Genomic DNA, 17,865 nt, shown 5'->3' on the forward strand with positions numbered 1-17,865 from the left:
GATTGCGGAAATGCGCAACGAAATGCGGTCGCCCCATCTCGGCTACTGGGATCTCGACCGTTTTCTTGATCGGCGGATAGGCGTTGTGTCAAGTGAGACAAGTCACTGTCACGGTGCCCCGTCGGCGACCCGACCAGGGCGCATCCCGTTCTAGCTGGGACAAGGCGCTGGATCAGAGGAGCGGGCTGGGGACACGGCAAGGGAGGAAAGCACGCAAACATCGACCTTTACCAGACTGTCGCGAGGCGACTACTCCTCTTAGGATTGTCATCTCTAGATCACATCGGCGGCCATCGGGGGAGACGGCGATTTGATGTTGAACATCCGTGCGGAATTCCATGCTGTTCCGAGCACCCGACGCATCGCCATGCGGCTGCTGGGGCCGTTCGAGGTCCTCGGTCCGGACGGCCGGACGATCACACCCGGCCCGGCGAAGATGCGCACCCTGCTGGTGCTGCTGTGTGCGTACGCCGGGACCTCCGTGTCGACCCAGCAACTCGAATCGGCGCTCTGGACCGAGTGCCGCCCACGGACGGCGGCGACGGCGCTGCACGTGTACGTGTCGCGGGTCCGCAAGCACCTGGAGAGCCACGGCGCCGAACCGGTGGGCATCTCCACCCGCGCCTCCGGGTACGTCCTCGACGACGGGGTCTACGACCTCGACCACCAGACCCTGCGCCGCCTGATGCAGCGCGCCGACGAGGCTGAAGCGGCCGGCCGGGTCCCGGAGGCCGTCGAGATCCTGCAGCAGGCCACGGCGCTGCGGCGCGGCCCGGCGCTCGCCGGCTTCCGCGACGTGCCGGTGCTCAACTCCGTCGGCCGCCAGCTCGACGAGCAGTTCCTGATGGTGTACGGCCGCAAGGCCGAGCTCGAGCTGCGCCTCGACCGGCACGCCCGCCTGGTCCCGGAGCTCTTCGCCGTCGCCTCGGAATACCCGACGCACGAGCACATCCACCAGCTGCTCATGCTGTGCCTCTACCGCACGGGACGCACCGCCGAGGCGCTGTCCGTCTACGCCCAGCTGCGCGAACACCTCATCGACGCGGTCGGCCTGGAGCCCGGGGCGCGCAGTCAGCGGCTGCAGCAGCGCATCCTGCAGTTCGACACGCAGCTCGACGAGGCGGACGCCCTGGTGCTGTGACCCGACGCGGATCGGCGGTCGTCCCGGTGGGGACGACCGCCGACGAGCGGGGTCACTGCGCCGGATCTCCCGAGCGGCTCGCGTAGACGTCGACGGTCTCCTGCCCCGTCAGCTCCTGGATGCGGCTCATGATGTCGTCGGTGATCTCCCGCAGCTGCTTGGCGTTGTGGCCGACCTTCTCCGCGCCGTCATAGACGATCGGCTTGCCGATCCGCACGGTCACGGTGTGGCCGGGACGCGGGAAGGGTGCGCCGATGGGCTGGGCCTTGTCGGTGCCCAGGACGCCGACCGGCACGACCGGCGCACCGGTCATCAGCGCCAGCCGGGTCACGCCGGTCTTCCCGCGGTAGAGCCGGCCGTCCGGCGACCGGGTGCCCTCCGGGAAGATGCCGAACACCTTGCCGCTCATGATGACCTGACGGGCCTGCTCGAGGCCGGCCAGGGCGGCCCGGCCGCCGCTGCGCTCGATGGGGATCTGGCCCACCGAGCGCATGAAGGCCCCGCGGAACCGGCCCTTGAGCCCGCCCTGCTGGAAGTAGTCGGACTTGGCCATGAAGTACACCAGGCGGGGGCAGGCCACCGGCAGGAACAGGTGGTCGGCGACCGACAGGTGGTTGGAGGCCAGGATGACCGGTCCGTGGTCAGGAACGTTCTCCCGGCCGCTGACCTGCAGCTTCCACATGGCGTGCAACGTCGGAACGGCGAGGGCGCGCAGGCCCGTGTAGATGAGAGACAACGGTGCTTTCCGATCCGATCCATTGCGGACGCGCGAACATGACCGCCTGACATCATAAGGAATGGGCGCCCCGATGCGCCTCCCCGGCTTCAGGTCAGTAGACCAGACCGCCGTCCGCGCGGATGATCACGGCGTTGATGTAGTCGGCGTCCGCGGAGGCCAGGAACGCCGCCGTGCCCGCGATCTGCTCACCGGAGCCGATGCCGAGCATCGACCGCCCGGCCTTCTCCTCGATGATCTTCTCGTCCAGCTTCTCGCCGAGACCCGTGTCCAGCAGGCCGGGCGCCAGCACCACCGTACGGATGCCGTACGACCGGTACTCCTGCGCGACGGTCGCCGACAGCCCGTGCAGGCCGGCCTTGCTCGCCGCGTACGCCGCCTGTCCCGCGTTGCCCAGGATGGCGGCGCCGGAGGAGATGTAGACGATGCGGCCGTAGCGCTGCCGGAGCATGGCCTTGACGGCGTGCTTCGACAGCAGGAACGCGCTCCGCAGATTCACCCGATGGACTTCGTCCCAGTCCTCCACGGGCATCCGGACGAGCAGCTGGTCGCGCGCGATGCCGGCGTTGTGGATCACCGCGTCCAGGCGGCCCAGGCGGCGGGCCGCCGACACGAGCTCGATGACGGCCTCCTCCTCGGCGATGTCGCCCTGGACGAGCACCAGGTCCGGGAACTTCTCCCGGAGCTGCTCCAGGTCGGCCGACGGGCTGCGGTGATTGGCCACCACCCGGGCGCCGCGTTCCAGCAGCGTACGGGCGATCTGCAGCCCCAGGCCGCGCCCCGCGCCGGTCAGCGCGACGATACGACCCTCGAGGGCCTCGGTGCCGGTCATGCCATCTGCTCCATCCGCTGGTCGAGCTGTTCCGTCCGTACCGTGTCGCCGAACGCGTGGGCGGCGACTTCCCGCAGGTGGCGGGGCCACAGGGGTCCTTCGGTGGTGCGCAGCGCGAACCGCAGCGCGCCGGGGTCGTCGTCCAGGAGCAGCGGCGGCAGCAGCAGCCGCGGCCGGCTCTCGGCGACGCGGGTGGTCGCCGCGAGGAAGTCCAGGCCGCGGCGGCGGTGCGGCGCGGGCAGCCAGTCCAGCAGCGGCACGGTGATGTCGACGGGATCCGGTCCCGGCGGCATGTCCGCGCACTCCTCCCGGAGCACCGGCACGGAGTCCGGGGCACCGAGCACCACCAGGGTCGGCAACCCGGCGTCGATCCGGCCGTGCACCCGTACGCGCTGATCCTCGTCCGGCCACAGGCCCGTCATCCGCCAGTGCCCGGCGTCGAGCCGGCGCCACCGGAGGCGCGGCGCCCCCTCGAAGATCACCAGACAGCCGTCCAGCTCCAGTTCCGTCTCCGTCGTCATCGGGCGAGCCCGCCTTTCGCTTCGGTCGGGGAGGGGGTGGCGCCGGCCGGCGTCGGCCGCTCGCGGTACGCCGCCCAGAATCGGTCGAGCCAGGCGAGTGTGTCCCGCATGACGTAGTGATCGCGGCCGGGGCGCAGCGCGGACAGCAGGAACGACCGCTGTCCCTCCGCGGCCGGCCCCAGCACCGTCAGCCGCGGCTCCGGGCACCCGTCCGCCCGGACCGGGTGGCCCTCGCGGGTCAGGTCCAGCCCGCCCGGGGCGTACGAGGTGCCGTCGGCGCCCACGTTGCGCCACCGCCGGACCAGCCCTCGGGCAGCCATCCGCCGGAAGAGGGGCGTGCTGTCGAGCTCCGGGTCGAAGGTGTGGATGCGGGCGTCGACGAGCAGGTCCACGGCACGCCGGGCCCCGGTGGCCGGGCCGATCAGCCGGAAGCGGCCGGCGTCCTCGTCGCACTCGACCCGCGCGCCGGGGCCGGTGCCGACGTCGACGACGCCCGCGCGGACCAGGGCGGTGATCCGGGCCATCACCTCCGGCGCGGCGCCGTTCGCCAGCCGGTTGTGGTGGCGCGGGTACGTGCCCAGGAAGGCCCGCTGCGAGGCCGGGGTGAGCCCGCCGTCGTCCACCGCGTACGAGATGATCCCGCGCAGGTCCCGCCACACCCCGTCGGCGGCCGCCTTGTGCGGGTTGTCGAGGTTGCCCTGGGCGGCCCGGGCCAGGTCGCGGTCCATGAAAGCGAGCACCCGGGAGGCGTACCGGCCGGGGTCGGTGGCCTCGTCCGCGGGGATCGGCGCGAGCGTTCCGGGCCAGGTGAACCGGTTGCCGCGCGGGGAGGGGCCGAGGCCGGACGGCAGCGGCCAGGTGCGCCGGGCGGCGACCAGGGCGGCCGGATCGTCCAGCACGTCGGCCAGGTGCCGGGCCGCGGCCTCGCCGTGGACCACGCTTACCCATCGGGCCAGCGCACCGGTCACCGGCCAGTCGGGGTTCCGGCGGGCCGCCTCGGCGGCGCTGACGTGGCCGGACAGAACCTCGTCCAGGATCCGGCCGATCTCGTCGACGGCATCCTCGATCGGCCGGGTGAGGTCGCCGCCCGGCTCGCCGCGCAGGAACCGCTCGTAGCCGGGACGGGCCCGGGCGGCGAGGTAACGGCCCACGCGCGCGCCGAACAGCGTCGCGGCGAAGAGGTGTGCCATCTCGAGCAGGATCAGCGGCAGCACCTGGGTGTCGAAGTCCAGCTGCCGGCGACCGCCGGGCGACGGGAGACCGGACGACTCGCGGAGCCGGTCGACGGCCCGCTCGGTCAGGAAGGTGCCGCGGTGTTCCAGCTCGCTGTCGTGCTTGTGGTTGTCCGGCCGGGTGAAGGTGAACAGGCCCGCGCCGCTGCACGCCACGATGGCGCCGGGCTCACGGCCGGCGGGACGGTAGACGAGCACACCGTCCGGGCCGGGGACGAACGTGCCGCCGCGGCCCTCGGTCAGGTGCAGGATCACATCGATCGCCGTCAGGCCCATCCCGAGGCAGCCGACCACAGCGCCGGGTGGGACCGCCGCCGGCGACAGGGTCTCGTCGAGCGGATACGCGTACGGGACATAGACGGTCCCGTGCCGGCCCGCGAACTCCGTGCGCTGCCGCCCCTCGGGAAGGCGCAACGGGTCGTGCGGCGAGTGCCCCGTCACCAGCAGCACCTGGTCAGCGGGGTACGGCTCCCCGGAACCGGTGCAGACGAGGAGCTCCGTGCCGTCGTCCCTGATGTCGACGACCTCCTCGCCGGCCAGCAGCACCTCCACGCCGGGGCGGGCGTTCAGCTCCGCCACGAACCGGGTGAACATGTCGGCGAGGGCGGCGCCGTGCACGTGCCGCTTGGGCCAGTCCGTGGGGGAGACGTCGAAGTCCGGGTCGCCGGTGCGGGCGTACTCGCCGCGGCACCACTCGTACAGGCTCGGGCGCTGGTCGCGCCGGCGCAGCGGGCCGGCGCCGCGGACCGTCTCGTCGGCGGCGAAGCTGACCTGCTCGCTGGTGCGGTTGAGGAAGCTCGTCCGGGCCTGGCGGGCACTGTGCACCGCGCCGGCGCCGAACTCGCCGGTCCGCTCGTAGACGCGGATCTCCAGCCGTTCGCCGGGGCCCAGGCGGTCCACGGTGGCGGCGAGCCGCTCCAGCGCGTACGTCGCCCGCGGCCCGCCGCCGACGATCGCGAGCCGGTACGGCTCCCGGCCGCCCGCGGCGCCGCCGGGTGGCCGGGGCCGCGCGGTGGTGACCGTCATCGGTTCACCCCGCGTCCGCGGCGAGGGTGGTACGGACCAGCGCCTGCAGGCAGGTGAGGAACTCGTCCACGTCCTGCGCGGTCATCGTGCCCATCGTGGACAGTCGCAGGTACCCACCGGCGAGAACCTCCTGCGCCGGGTAGATGACGAAGCCCGCGTCGCGCATCGCGGCGTGCACGGTGGCGAACTCGACCCCCGGCGGAAGCGCCGCCGCGGTGAGGCTGACGGCCCGGTCCTCGGGCCCGAGCAGCAGCCGGAAGCCCAGCCGTTCGAGGCCGCTGCGGAGCTGCTCGGCCAGGCGGGCGTAGCGGGCGCCGCGCGCCGCCACCCCCTCGGCGAGGGCCAGGTCGAGCGCGACGTCGAAGGCGTAGAAGGCGGGCACCCCCGGGGTGAACGCGGGCGCGCCGGCGATCTCCTGTGCCAGGTAGTGCCGGTGCAGATCCAGCGAGAAGGTCCGGCGCGGCAGGGCGTCGAGGGTGGCGAAACCGCTGCGGCGCCCGCAGACGAACCCCAGGCCGGGCATCCCCTCGAGGCACTTGTTGGCCGAGCCGGCGAGCCAGTCGATGCCCGTCGCGCGCATGTCGAGGTACTCCGCGCCGACGCTGCTGACCGCGTCCACGATGACCTCGCGGCCGTACCGGTGTGCCTCGGCGGCCACGGCGGCCACGTCGTTGCGCATGCCCGTACTCGTCTCGTGGTGGACGACGAGCACGTGGGTGAGCCGCTCGTCCGCCGCGAGGGCCCGCCCGATGTCCGCCTGGTGGATCCGTTCCCCCCAGCCGACGTCGAGGTGCTGGGTGGTCAGGCCGTGCGCCACCGCGATGTCGTACATCCGCCGGCCGTAGTGGCCGTTGTCGACGGCCAGCACGCCGCCGTCGCGCGGGACGACCGAGCTGATGATCGCCTCCACCGCGGCCGTGCCGGAGCCGGTCAGGACCACCGAGGCGTGGTCGTCGCCGCCGCCGCAGATCCGGGTGACCTTGTCGCGTACGCGCAGCAGCAGGTCGGTGAACTCGACCTCGCGGTGGCAGACGTCGGGGCCGGCCAGCGCGGCGCGGACCCGCTCGTCGGCGTTCACCGGACCCGGGTTCATCAGCACCTGCCGGCGCCGGACCGGGGGAGCGGCGTCCATCGGGTCCGTTCCGGTCCGCCCGGCCGACGCAACCCGTTCGGTAGGCCGGGCGACGGCGGCGCTGAACCGGGCGGCCGACGCGGGCGGCGCCAGCGCCGGGCGGCCGAGCCCAGGATCCGACCCGGGGATGACGGGTACGCGGACCAGCTGCGGCCCGCCCTCGCGCAGCGCCCGGCACACGGTCCGGCGGATCGCGGGCTCGTCGGCGGCCACGGCGGTTCCCCGGTAGCCGCATGCCCGCGCCACCCCGGGCAGGTCGATCACCGGGGACATCGTCGGCTGGCCGCCGGTGGACTCGTACGCCTCGTTGTCCAGCACGATGTGCAGGAGGTTCTCCGGCGAGTGGCCGCCGATGCCGGCGAGCGCCTCCAGCCGCATGAGCGCGGCCCCGTCCCCGTCGAGCACGACCACCTGACGCTCGGGGGCGTGCAGGGCGATGCCGAGCGCGACGCTCGACGCGCAGCCCATCGAGCCCACGACGTAGAGGTTCTCCGGCCGGTCCAGGTCGCGTTCCAGCTCGCGGGCCGTCTTGCCGGTGGTCGCCACGATCAGGGCGTCGTCGTCCAGGGACTGCACGACGTGACGGATGGCCTCGGCGCGGCGCAGCTTGGCACCCGCGACGGGCGGCGAGGTGACGCTGCGGCCCGGCGCCACCGCGCCCTTGGGCACCACGAGCGCGAAGGGCCGGCCGGTCTCCTCCATGTGGCGGCGCGCCTCGCCGACCGTACGCTCGAACCACCCGGCGTCGGGGCGCAACAGCTCGTGCCGGACGTCCATAGCGGTGAGCATCGCCGGGGTGATCCGGCCCATCAGCTCGTGCTGCGGCTCGTCCGGCCGGCCCGGCTCGCCCCGCCACGTGACCAGCAGGAGCACCGGCACCTGCAGGGTGTGGCAGAGCGACGTGAGCGGGTTGACCGCGTTGCCGAGCCCGGAGTTCTGCAGGATCACCACCGGCCACCGCCCGGCCAGCCGCGCCCCGGCGGCCAGCGCCACCGCCTCACCCTCGTTGCCGCTGACCAGGTACTGGCCGGGATGCTCGGCCTGGAGGTGGCTGATCACGGGCCCGAGGAACGAGCAGGGCACGCCGGTGAACGGGCCGAAACCCGCCTCCAGCAGCCGGTCGACGATCACCTCGGCGCCGAGGCCGGTCGCGGCGGCCACTCAGGCCTCCTCGCGGGTCAGGTGCTCGCCGATCCGGTCGGCGTCGTCGGCCGAGATCAGCTCGGCCCAGCCCGCGGTGACCAGCACCGCGTGCACCGGCCAGTCCGAGGCCACCAGGTCGCCGAGCAGGTCCGCCAGCCCCGCGTCGGGCCGGCCGTCGGCGCGTCGGGCCGCGGCCGCGTCCCGCAGGGCCGCGAAGCCCTTCGGCGACAGGACGGCGGCGCCGGCGAACTCGGCGCCGGAAGCGCCCGCGCCCATGGCGACGACCCGGGGCAGCCGGTCACCGGAGAGCCGGCGGCCGATGACCGGCGGCGCGTCCAGCGTGATCGACGGGGCCGTACCGGAGGCGGGCTGACCGATGTCGGCGAGCACGGCGATGTCCGGGGTGTCGGCCAGCAGCTGACGCAGCGGCGCGGGATCGAACAGCACGTGCGAGGCGAGCACGATCGTGCGCCCGTGGAACTGCTCCTCCATGGCGGCGAGCATCTCGGCGGCGCCGGCCGGCCGTACGGTGACCCCGGCGGCGGTCGCGGTCGCGGCGTCGGTGCAGGCGCTGATGTCCTGGACGCCGGCGCGCCGCAGCGTGCCCGCCTGTCGCTCGAGCACCGTGGCGCCGGCCACCGTCGTGGTCCCCGGGTCGGCCAGCTCCGAGCCGGTGTCCCCGGGCAGCACGAGGGCGCGCGCCTGCTGGCCCGTCCGGTGCAGGAACCGGCTCTCCTCCTGCTGGAAGCGGGCGAGGCCCTGCAGGTCGAACACCGTGGACAGCGGCGCGATGCGGGTCTCGATGCCGGTCGTACGCCCGTCGCGCAGGATGGCCGCGAAGGTGTCGCTGATCGCGGTGATGCTGGCCCGCAGCCCCTGGTTGGCGTAGATGACCATCTTCGCGCCGGCCCGGTACAGCTCGTCGGCGCTGATCGTGTGATAGGTCGTGGGTACGACGACGACCGGTACCGGCAGCCGCCAGCGTTCCAGGAACGTCAGGATCGGCTCGGGGCTGTCGCCCTTGGCGTGGATGAGGACGGCGTCCGCGCCCGCCTCGGCGTACGCCTCACCGCGGCGCAGCGCCTCGGCCATGCCCCAGCCGGCGATGAGGGCCTCGATGCGCGCGATGACGATGAGGTCCGGGTCGCGCTGGGCGGCCTTGGCGGCAGCGATCTTGCCGGCGAACTCGTCGGTCGGCACGAGCTCCTGACGCCCCGGTACGAAGCTGTTGAGCTTGGGGAACGGCTTGTCCTCGATGGACACCGCCGCGATGCCGGCCGCCTCGTACTGGCGGATCATGTGCATCACGTTGCTGGCGTTGCCGTACCCGGCGTCGCAGTCGGCGACGACCGGCAGATCGACGGCCATCGCCATCGACCGGGCGGTCGCGAGGAGCTCGCTCATCGTCAGGATGTCGGCGTCCGGCAGCCCGTGCGACGCGGAGATCTCCAGCCCGCTGGACCAGACGCCGTCGAAGCCGGCGCGCTCGGCGAGCCGGGCCCCCAGCGGATTGTGGGCCCCGGCGATACGGATCACGCCGGGGTTGTCGAATGCCTCACGGAGCCGGGCGCGACCGCGCGGTACCGCCCGCCCGATAGATGTGACGGCGTGCTCGCTGGTGTGCGTCAAAATGATTCCTCCGAGACCCGGCATGGAAGATCAAGCCCGGCCCACCCCCGTCGGCACGCCGAGAAGTTCGCACGCGGCGAACCGATTCGAACAATGAAGATAGGCGGGGAATTCGCGGTCCCGCCAGAGGTTACGGGCAACTTTAGCGGCGGTGTCACCACGGTGAACGCCGTCGTTAAGCCGCGATTTAGTGGGCATTCAGAGCTTTGCTCATAAGCGCTGTTAGCATCGACCAGCCAAACGCGCCGCCGGCCGTACGCAAATTCTTTCGCGACGCATTTCGCCAATCCATTCGGTCAGGCCGGATGCGGAGGTTTTCATCATGTTGAGACGATGGGCGCGGTTTACCGTGTCGACGTTGGTAAAGATCGTCTACCGCCCTCAGGTGTCCGGGGCGCACCACATTCCCGCCACCGGACCGTGCATCATCGCGGCCAATCACCTCTCCTTCTCCGACCACGTGTTCATCTCGCTGGCCACCCGCCGCCCGGTGGTCTTCATCGGCAAGGCCGAGCGGCTGACCGGCACCGGCCTGCGGGGCCGGCTCGGGGCGGCGTTCTTCCGGGCGATCGAGATCGTCCCGGTCGACCGGGACGGTGCGCACCGCGCCACCGCGGCGCTCGACGTGGCCCGTGAGGTGCTCGCCGAGGGCCGGGTGTTCGGCATCCACCCGGAGGGGACGCGCTCGCCGGACGGCCGGGTCCACAAAGGCAGGACGGGCGTCGGCTTCCTGGCGCTCGCGACCGGCGCGCCGGTGATCCCCTGCGGGCTGACCGGCACCGACCGGGTGCAGCCGCTGGGCACCACGGTGCCGCGGGTCGCCCGGTTCGCCATGCGTTTCGGCGAGCCGATGACGTTCACCGGTCCGGAGACCGATCCGCGGCTGCGCCGGACCGTGACCGACCAGATCATGCGCGAGATCCAGCGCCTCTCCGGCCTCGAGTACGTCGACCGGTACGGCAACAAGGACAAGTCGGCGCCCGCGGAACCGGCAACGAGAATCGGAGGTTGACCCCATGATGGACCAGGTACTGGACCGTCTGCACGATCCGGCGGTCTATGCGCTGCCGGCGATCGCGCTGCTCATCGTCGTCGAGATGATCGCCACCTACTTCGACGACGACACCAAGGGCTACGACCGGCGCGACCTGCGGGCCAACGTGCTCACCGGGATCGGCGCCCTCGTCGTGTCGACCCTGATGCGTACGGCGGCCCTGGCGCTCTACGCGGTGGCGTACGTCTACGTCGCGCCGTGGCACCTCGATCCGGGCGCCTGGTACACGTGGGTGTTCCTCTTCTTCGCGGTCGACATCCTCCTGTACTGGTACCACCGCATGGCGCACCGCGTACGGCTCATGTGGGCCGGCCACCAGGTGCACCACTCCAGCGAGTACCTGAACATCTCCGTGGCGCTGCGGCGCAAGTGGGCACAGTGGTTCGAGAAGATCATCTGGCTGCCGCTCCCGCTGCTCGGCGTGCCGCCGTGGATGGTGTTCACGATGCACTCGCTGCACCTGCTGTACGGCCTCTTCGTGCACACGGAGAAGATCGACAAGCTGCCCCGGCCGATCGAGTACTTCTTCGTCACGCCGTCGCACCACCGCGTGCATCACGGCAGCGACCCGGAGTACCTGGACAAGAACTACGCCAGCACGATGATCATCTGGGACCGGATGTTCGGCACGTTCCAGCCCGAGATCCGCCGCCCCACGTACGGGCTGACCACCCAGATCAACACCCACAGCATCTGGCGGATCCAGGTGCACGAGTTCGCCGCGATGATCCGCGACGTCCGGCGTGCCCGCACCTTCCGGCACCGCCTCGGCTACATCTTCGGCCCGCCCGGATGGCAGCCCACCGATCTCGACGGTGCCCCCGCCGAGGGCTCCGTGCCGACGCCCGCACCGGTTGTCGCGAGCTGACGACACCGGGTCATATCGTGCTGGCCGAGATGACGCATCCGGCCGGCACGAGGCGGCCGTCGACACCGGCCGCGCGCCGGAGCTAGGGGACCGACATGGACACGAGATCGGCCGGCGGGCAGCTCACGGACACCGGCACCGCCGGGGCCGGACGGCTCTCCCGCCTCCGCGGTCACCCGTGGCTCACGCTCGTCGTGGTCTCCAGCGGCGCCATGATGGTGGCCCTGGACAGCATGGTGGTCACCGTCGCGCAGCCGGTCATCCAGCAGGAGCTGTCCGCGTCGTTCACGCAGGTGCAGTGGGTCACGACCGGCTACCTGCTGGCCGTCGCGGTGCTGCTCGTCGGCGCGGGGAAGCTCGGTGACCGCTTCGGCCACCGCCGGGTCTTCCTGATCGGAGTCGTCGGCTTCACGGCCACGTCGGTGCTGATCGGGCTCTCCAGCACGATCGTGTGGGTCATCGCGCTCCGTGTGCTGCAGGGTGTCTTCGGCGCCCTCATGCAGCCGGCGACGCTGGCGTTGCTGCGGCTCGTGTTCCCGCCCGACCGGCTCATGATGCCGATCGCCATCCGCAGCGCCGTGCTGGGCGGCTCCACCGCGGCCGGTCCGATCCTCGGCGGCCTGGTGGTCGAGCACCTCAACTGGCAGGCGGCGTTCTACCTCAACCTGCCCATCGGCATCGTCACGCTGGTCCTCGCGGCCGTCGTGCTGCGCGGCGGGACGGTGGCCCGGACCGGCACCCGGTTCGACGTACCGGGCCTGGTGTTGCTCGCGTCGACGCTCGCCCTGCTGCTGTGGGCGGTCACCAAGGCGCCGGAGCGGGGTTTCGGCGACGGCGGGGTGCTCGGGGCGCTCATCACCTCGGTGCTCCTGGGCGCGACGTTCGTCTGGTGGGAGGGCCGGGCCGCCGACCCGCTGCTGCCGCTGTCGCTGTTCCGCTCCGTACCGGTCACGGTCGGCGTCACGGTGATGACGCTCATCTCGTTCGTCCTGTTCGGAGTTCCGTTCCTGCTCACCTTCTACCTCCAGAACGTGCTGGGCCTCACGCCCGCCGAGTGCGGGATCCAGGTCCTCTGGCTGACCCTCGTCATGGTCGTGGGCGGGCCGGTCGCCGGGGCGGTCATGTCCCGGACCGGCCCGCGCATCCCCGTCGCTGTCGGCCTGCTGCTGACCGGCGTCGCGCTCATCGGCCTGCTCCGGCTCGGCCCGGACGCCCACATCGACGCCCTGACCGGCTGGTTCGTGCTGATGGGAATGGGCTTCAGCCCGGTCGTCATCGGCGCGACCCGGCTCATCCTCAGCGGCGCGCCGCGCAGCGCGGCCGGGGTGGCGGGCGGCCTGCAGCAGACCGCGATGCAGATCGGCGGCAGCCTCGGCACGGCGGTGCTCGGCGCGGTGGTGGCGGCCCGGGTCGGGGCGCTGCTGCCGGAGCGGCTGAGCGCGGCCGGCGCGGTCGTCGCCGACCCGGCGGCGGCGGTGCAGCACGTGTCGGTCGGTGAGTCGCCGGTCGTCACCGGCGTACCGGCCGCGACCGCCGCGTCGATCGCCGACACCACGTTCGTCAACGGCATGGACACCGCGCTGGCCGTGACCGCCGCCCTGGCCTTCGCCGGGGCCGTGGTCGCCCTCTTCGGCCGGCTGGCACCTTCCCAGGATTCCTCGTAGCTCTCGGTTAGGACGGTTATGCAGACATCCGTGACCCGGACCGCCGCGGAGCCCGCGGCGCCGGACCGGGCCCGGCTCCGCCGGGCGGCGTTCCTCGCGCAGGACGGGCTCGTCCTCTCCTGCATCCTTCAGGCCCTGGACGAGCTCGGCGTGGTCGGGCCGTCCCTGCGGCGGGAGCAGTCGGTCGACGAGCTCCTCCCGGGTCTGCCCGCCGCCGGCTTCGGCTCGCTGCGGGTCGTGCTGCGGACCCTCGCCGCGCAGGGATGGACCGCGCACGGCCCGGGTGCCTCGCCCGCCGGCACGGTCCTGCGGTGGACCGCCGAGGGCCGGGCCGTCGCGGCCCACCACCGCGATTACCAGGCGATCGGGCGCTTCCTCACGATGTTCGGCGGTACGGACCGGGACACGTGGTCGCGGGAGTGGCCGGAGCCGGCGCGGAAGGCGTTCGCCGGGTTGCTGGACCGGGCACGCGCCCGGTGGGACGTCGACGGGCAGGCGGACGGTCCGGACGAGGTGGTGCGGGGGCACCTCGACGGAGCGCTGGTCATGCCCCTTCTGCTGAGCGACGCCGCCGTGGCGCTGCCCGACGGTGCCGCCGAGCTGCTGGAACTGACCGGCTGGTCCGGACCGGAGGCCGGCCGGTACGCGGCCTCCTTCGGTATGAGCGCTTCGTACCTGCCGATGTTCGCGCGCCTGGCGGACCTGATCCGGGGTGCGACCGTCGTACGCCCGGACGGCGGCGCGGAGTGGCACGTCAACCGGGCCCTCAACGTCAACGCCAGCGGCGCCGCCCACGGCCGGTACTTCCGGGACACGCTCGCCGTCGTCCTCGACCTGTTCAACCGGCCGGATCTCGCCGCGCAGCCCCGGTTCATCGCGGACACCGGCTGCGGGAACGGGCGGTGGCTGGTGGAGCTGTACGAGGCCGTACGCGACCGGACGCTGCGCGGGGCGTTCCTCGCCGAGCACCCGCTCACGATGGTCGGCATCGACCCCAACCAGGCGGCTCTGGACGAGGCGGACCGGCTGCTGACCGAGCACGGCGTGCCGGCGGTGCTGCTGCCCGGCGACATCGGTGCGCCGGCCGGCATCGCTCGGGAGCTCGGCCGGCACGGCATCGACATGCGGGAGGGGCTGCACATCCGGTCGTTCATCGACCACGACCGGCCGTACCTGGGTGACCGTCGCCCGCCCGAGGCCACCTCGGCGGAGACCGCCGCTCATCTCGACCCGGACGGCCGCGCGCTCGCGGAGGCCGCGGTGCGCGAGGACCTCGTGGCGCATTTGCGCCGCTGGGCGCCGTACGTGCGCCGGCACGGCCTGCTCGTGCTGGAGGCGCACAGCGTCGCCCCGCACATCTCCCAGCGGCACCTCGGTGACATGCACGCGGTGGCGTTCGAGGCGTACCACGGGCTCTCGCACCAGTATCCGATCGACCACGCCGACTGGATGGCCGCCTGCCGCGAGGCCGGCCTGGAGCCGATCCTCTCCGAGGGGCGGTGCTACCCGACGCGGCAGCCCTTCGTCGCGGTCAGCCTCAACCGCCTCGTGCCCGTGGAGACCCGGACGGCCGAGGGCGTCGCGGAGCCGGAGCCCGTCTCGGCGGACGGCTGGGCCCTGCACGAGCTGGTGTACGAGAACGGGGACATCCGCCGGCCGCGGCCCTGGTGCGCCCGCCCGACCGGGTGGCTCGTCGGCCGGGCCGTACGGGCTCTGGAGAACCGGCTGGCCGTGCTGCGCCCGGGCGAGACGATCCGGGTGCTGGACTACGGCTCCGGTACGGCGCTGAGCGTCATCGAGCTGCTGAAGGCGCTGCGGGAACGGGGTTTCCACGACCGGCTGGAGGATGCCGGCGTCAACCTGGAGCTGCACCTGGCCGACCTGCCGGGCGACTGGTTCGCGCAGGGCCGGCAGCTCCTCACCGGTCACGAGCTCGTCCGGTTCCACGATCTGCGCGGGCCCGACGGGTCCTTCCGGCCGCTCACCGACGTCTTCGCACCGGACGATGTGGACCTCGTGCTGGCGAGCATGGTCTTCCATCTCATTCCGGCCCGGGCGCTCGACGGGGTGGTGGCGGGGCTCGCGACGATCCTGCGGCGGCAGGGGCAGTTGCTCTGGACCTCTCCCGACACCGGTCCGTCCGGCCCGTCGGCGCACCTGTTCCACGACGTGAACCGAGCGGTCCGCGAATGCCTGCTGCACGCGCCGCTGGACGACTCGTTCCCCGCCGAGCTACGCCGGGCGATCGGGAACGTCCGTGCCGTCCGCACGGCCCAGTCGGACGAACGCGCGCGGCGCCGGATCCTGTCCCGGCCGCACACGGCGACCGAGCTGGCCGCGGCCTTCGGACGGCATTTCACCGGCAGCGTCGAGGTGGCCAACCACGAGATCCAGCCGGACGAGATCCTCGCGACGCTGCTCGTGCCGTCCAACGCGGGCGAATACCTGCCGGAGATCGCCGATCCGCGGCTGCGGGCGGACCTCATCGAGGCGCTGGTCGCCCGGGTGCTTCCGCGGCTGCGCGGCGGGCCGGGCGGGACGGCGTCGGGTCTGAGCATCCGCTGGACCTTCGGCTCGTACGCCCGTTGATGCGAAGGAGCGCCGGTATGGGACTCGGGGACGTGGTGATCACGGGGCTGGGCGCGACCACTCCGCTCGGCGGCGACGTGGCGTCCACGTGGGCGGCGATGCTGGAGGGGCGGTCCGGCGTACGCCCTCTCGAGCAGCAGTGGGCACAGCAGTTGCCGGTACGCATCGCCGCGCAGGCCGCCGTGGATCCGGCGATGGTGCTGGACCGCGTACGGCTGCGCCGCCTCGACCGTTCCGAGGCGCTGGCCCTGATCGCGGCCGGCGAGGCCTGGGCCGACGCGGGCCTGGCCGGCGGCGGGCCGGACCCCGAGCGGCTCGCGGTGAGCTTCGGCAGCGGCATCGGCGGGGTGCAGACGCTGCTCGACCAGGACGACGTGCTGGAGACGGCGGGCGCGCGCCGGGTCAGCCCGCACACCCCGCCCATGATCATGCCGAACGGGCCCGCCGCCCAGGTCGGCGTGGCGCTCGGGGCGCTGGCGGGGGTGCACTCTATGGCCAGCGCCTGCGCGACCGGGGCGGAGGCCGTGGCGCTGGGCGGGGACCTGATCCGGTGCGGCCGGGCCGACGTCGTGGTGACCGGCGGGGTGGAGGCGGCGATCGCGCCGCTGCCGATCGCGGCCTTCGCGGCCATGCGGGCGATGTCGGTGCGCAACGACGAGCCGCAGCGGGCCTCGCGCCCCTGGGACCGGCAGCGCGACGGTTTCGTCATCGGCGAGGGGGCCGCCTCGCTGGTGCTGGAGCGCGCCGAGCACGCCGCCGCGCGGGGCGCACGGGTGTACGCCCGCCTGGCCGGCAGCGGCATCTCGTCGGACGGCTACGACATGGTGCAGCCGCATCCCGAGGGAGCGGGCGCCCGCAGGGCCGTCGCGGCGGCATTGCGGGCCGCGGACGTGACCGGCGCGGACATCGCCCACGTCAACGCGCACGCCACCAGCACCCCGGTGGGGGACCTCGCCGAGCTGAAGGCGCTGCGGGCGGCGCTGGGTACGGGCGCGGTGCTGACCGCCACCAAGTCGATGACCGGTCACCTGCTCGGCGCGGCCGGCGCGCTGGAGTCGATCGCCACCGTTCTGGCGGTGCACCACGGGGTCGTCCCGCCAACGATCAATATCGATGAACCCGACGGCATCGACGAATTCGATGTCGCCGCCGATAAACCGCGTCATGGTGAGGTGCCGGTCGCTCTGAACAATTCTTTTGGATTCGGCGGCCACAATGTGGCGCTCATTTTTGCCCGCTGAAATAGCAGGTTTTTGCAGCTCAGGTCGGTCTTCAATGCGCGCTTTATGGCCCCTTTAGTGACAAGTAAGCGGCTGTTCAGAACTGGCTGCTACGTTTGTCGAGGTCGATTTCGATAAGTCAGTGATTTTATCGCCAGCGATATGGATGGGGGCTGTCCTGTTGGACGTGCAGGTCACCAGCAGCGGATTCGGGGCGACGGTGCGGGACTTCGATCCGGCCACCGCCTCCGACGACGAGATCACCGCGCTCAAGAGCGGCGTCTACGAACACAAGATCCTGATCCTCAAGGGACAGAGCCTGACCCCGGCCGCGTTCGTCGCCATGGGCCGCCGGCTGGGACAGGTGGAGGCGTACTACGAGCCGATGTACCACCACCCCGAGGAACCGGACATCTTCGTCTCCTCCAACGTGAGCGACGGGGACAAGCAGATCGGCGTCCCGAAGACGGGCAAGTTCTGGCACGCCGACTACCAGTTCATGCCCAAGCCGTTCGGCCTGACCCTGATCTACCCCCAGGTCATCCCGGCCAAGAACCGCGGCACCTACTACATCGACATGACGCAGGCGTACGAGCGGCTGTCCGAGGACCTCAAGCGGGACATCGCCGGCACGCGCACGCTGTTCAGCGTCCGGCGGTACTTCAAGATCCGGCCGTCCGACGTGTACCGGCCGCTGGGCGAGCTGACCGAGGAGGTCGAGCGCAAGACCCCCACGGTCTCGCACCCGACGCTGTTCAAGCACCCGGTGACCGGCGCGACGGTGCTCTACAACAGCGAGGGCTTCACCGTCGGCATGGAGGACGCCGACGGCAACCGGCTCGACGACTCGCTCATGCAGCGGGTGTTCGACGAGACCGGGCAGCGGGACATGAGCTTCACCGCGCCCGGCATCCAGCTCGTCACGCCGGAGCAGGGCGATCTGCTGATCTGGGACAACCGCGCGCTGATCCACCGGGCGCTGCACACCACCACGCCGGAGCCCACCGTGTCGTTCCGCGTGACGGTGCACGACGACCACCCCTTCCACGACGATCAGCCGCTCTGACCACCGCCCCAC

13 protein-coding genes are annotated in these 17,865 nt (G+C 72.3%); 7 read left to right on the plus strand and 6 right to left on the minus strand.

The window, feature by feature from the left end; all coding sequences use genetic code 11:
- Positions 1 to 367 precede the first annotated feature (367 nt).
- Positions 368 to 1,141: an AfsR/SARP family transcriptional regulator gene (locus IT780_RS34385; protein ID WP_199516008.1), complete on the plus strand. Its 774-nt coding sequence runs from the start codon at positions 368 to 370 to the stop codon at positions 1,139 to 1,141.
- 52 nt (positions 1,142 to 1,193) lie between these two features.
- Here the strand turns inward: IT780_RS34385 and IT780_RS34390 are convergent, their stop codons facing one another.
- The 6 genes from IT780_RS34390 to IT780_RS34415 all read right to left on the minus strand — a co-directional run bounded on the left by IT780_RS34390 (position 1,194) and on the right by IT780_RS34415 (position 9,299).
- Positions 1,194 to 1,877: a lysophospholipid acyltransferase family protein gene (locus IT780_RS34390; RefSeq protein ID WP_372443867.1), complete on the minus strand. Its 684-nt coding sequence runs from the start codon at positions 1,875 to 1,877 to the stop codon at positions 1,194 to 1,196.
- A gap of 94 nt (positions 1,878 to 1,971) precedes the next feature.
- Positions 1,972 to 2,709: an SDR family oxidoreductase gene (locus IT780_RS34395; RefSeq protein WP_199516009.1), complete on the minus strand. Its 738-nt coding sequence runs from the start codon at positions 2,707 to 2,709 to the stop codon at positions 1,972 to 1,974.
- Complete coding sequence (locus tag IT780_RS34400; protein ID WP_199516010.1) at positions 2,706 to 3,230, minus strand: hypothetical protein; 525 nt, start codon at positions 3,228 to 3,230, stop codon at positions 2,706 to 2,708. Before IT780_RS34400 ends, IT780_RS34395 begins: the two co-directional genes overlap by 4 nt.
- A complete protein-coding gene (locus IT780_RS34405; protein ID WP_199516011.1) occupies positions 3,227 to 5,488 on the minus strand; it encodes an FAD/NAD(P)-binding protein in 2,262 nt (753 codons plus the stop codon). Before IT780_RS34405 ends, IT780_RS34400 begins: the two co-directional genes overlap by 4 nt.
- Positions 5,489 to 5,492: 4 nt before the next feature.
- Positions 5,493 to 7,781: a phosphonopyruvate decarboxylase gene (gene aepY / locus IT780_RS43315; protein ID WP_199516012.1), complete on the minus strand. Its 2,289-nt coding sequence runs from the start codon at positions 7,779 to 7,781 to the stop codon at positions 5,493 to 5,495.
- Positions 7,782 to 9,299, minus strand: coding sequence for an isocitrate lyase/phosphoenolpyruvate mutase family protein (locus IT780_RS34415; protein WP_372443868.1), 1,518 nt, complete (start codon positions 9,297 to 9,299; stop codon positions 7,782 to 7,784).
- Positions 9,300 to 9,741: 442 nt separating this feature from the next.
- Here IT780_RS34415 and IT780_RS34420 point away from each other — a divergent pair, with 442 nt between their 5' ends.
- The 6 genes from IT780_RS34420 to scoE all read left to right on the plus strand — a co-directional run bounded on the left by IT780_RS34420 (position 9,742) and on the right by scoE (position 17,853).
- Positions 9,742 to 10,404 carry a lysophospholipid acyltransferase family protein gene (locus tag IT780_RS34420; protein ID WP_307831523.1) on the plus strand — a complete coding sequence of 221 codons (663 nt, stop codon included), beginning with the start codon at positions 9,742 to 9,744 and terminating at the stop codon, positions 10,402 to 10,404.
- 4 nt (positions 10,405 to 10,408) lie between these two features.
- The gene (locus IT780_RS34425; protein ID WP_233413958.1) at positions 10,409 to 11,314 is read left to right on the plus strand and encodes a sterol desaturase family protein; all 906 of its coding nucleotides are present in this window, start codon (positions 10,409 to 10,411) and stop codon (positions 11,312 to 11,314) included.
- 95 nt (positions 11,315 to 11,409) lie between these two features.
- Positions 11,410 to 12,978 carry a DHA2 family efflux MFS transporter permease subunit gene (locus IT780_RS34430; RefSeq protein ID WP_199516015.1) on the plus strand — a complete coding sequence of 523 codons (1,569 nt, stop codon included), beginning with the start codon at positions 11,410 to 11,412 and terminating at the stop codon, positions 12,976 to 12,978.
- Positions 12,979 to 13,008: 30 nt separating this feature from the next.
- The gene (locus tag IT780_RS34435) at positions 13,009 to 15,567 is read left to right on the plus strand and encodes a class I SAM-dependent methyltransferase (RefSeq protein WP_199516016.1); all 2,559 of its coding nucleotides are present in this window, start codon (positions 13,009 to 13,011) and stop codon (positions 15,565 to 15,567) included.
- A gap of 17 nt (positions 15,568 to 15,584) precedes the next feature.
- Positions 15,585 to 16,808 (plus strand): beta-ketoacyl-[acyl-carrier-protein] synthase family protein, encoded by a 1,224-nt coding sequence (locus tag IT780_RS34440; protein WP_199516017.1) that lies wholly within the window; start codon positions 15,585 to 15,587, stop codon positions 16,806 to 16,808.
- Positions 16,809 to 16,953: 145 nt separating this feature from the next.
- Positions 16,954 to 17,853 (plus strand): (3R)-3-[(carboxymethyl)amino]fatty acid oxygenase/decarboxylase, encoded by a 900-nt coding sequence (gene scoE / locus IT780_RS34445; RefSeq protein WP_199516018.1) that lies wholly within the window; start codon positions 16,954 to 16,956, stop codon positions 17,851 to 17,853.
- Positions 17,854 to 17,865: the final 12 nt, after the last annotated feature.

Source organism: Nucisporomicrobium flavum, assembly GCF_016464385.1.
Classification (GTDB): Bacteria; Actinomycetota; Actinomycetes; order Mycobacteriales; family Micromonosporaceae; genus Actinoplanes; species Actinoplanes flavus_A.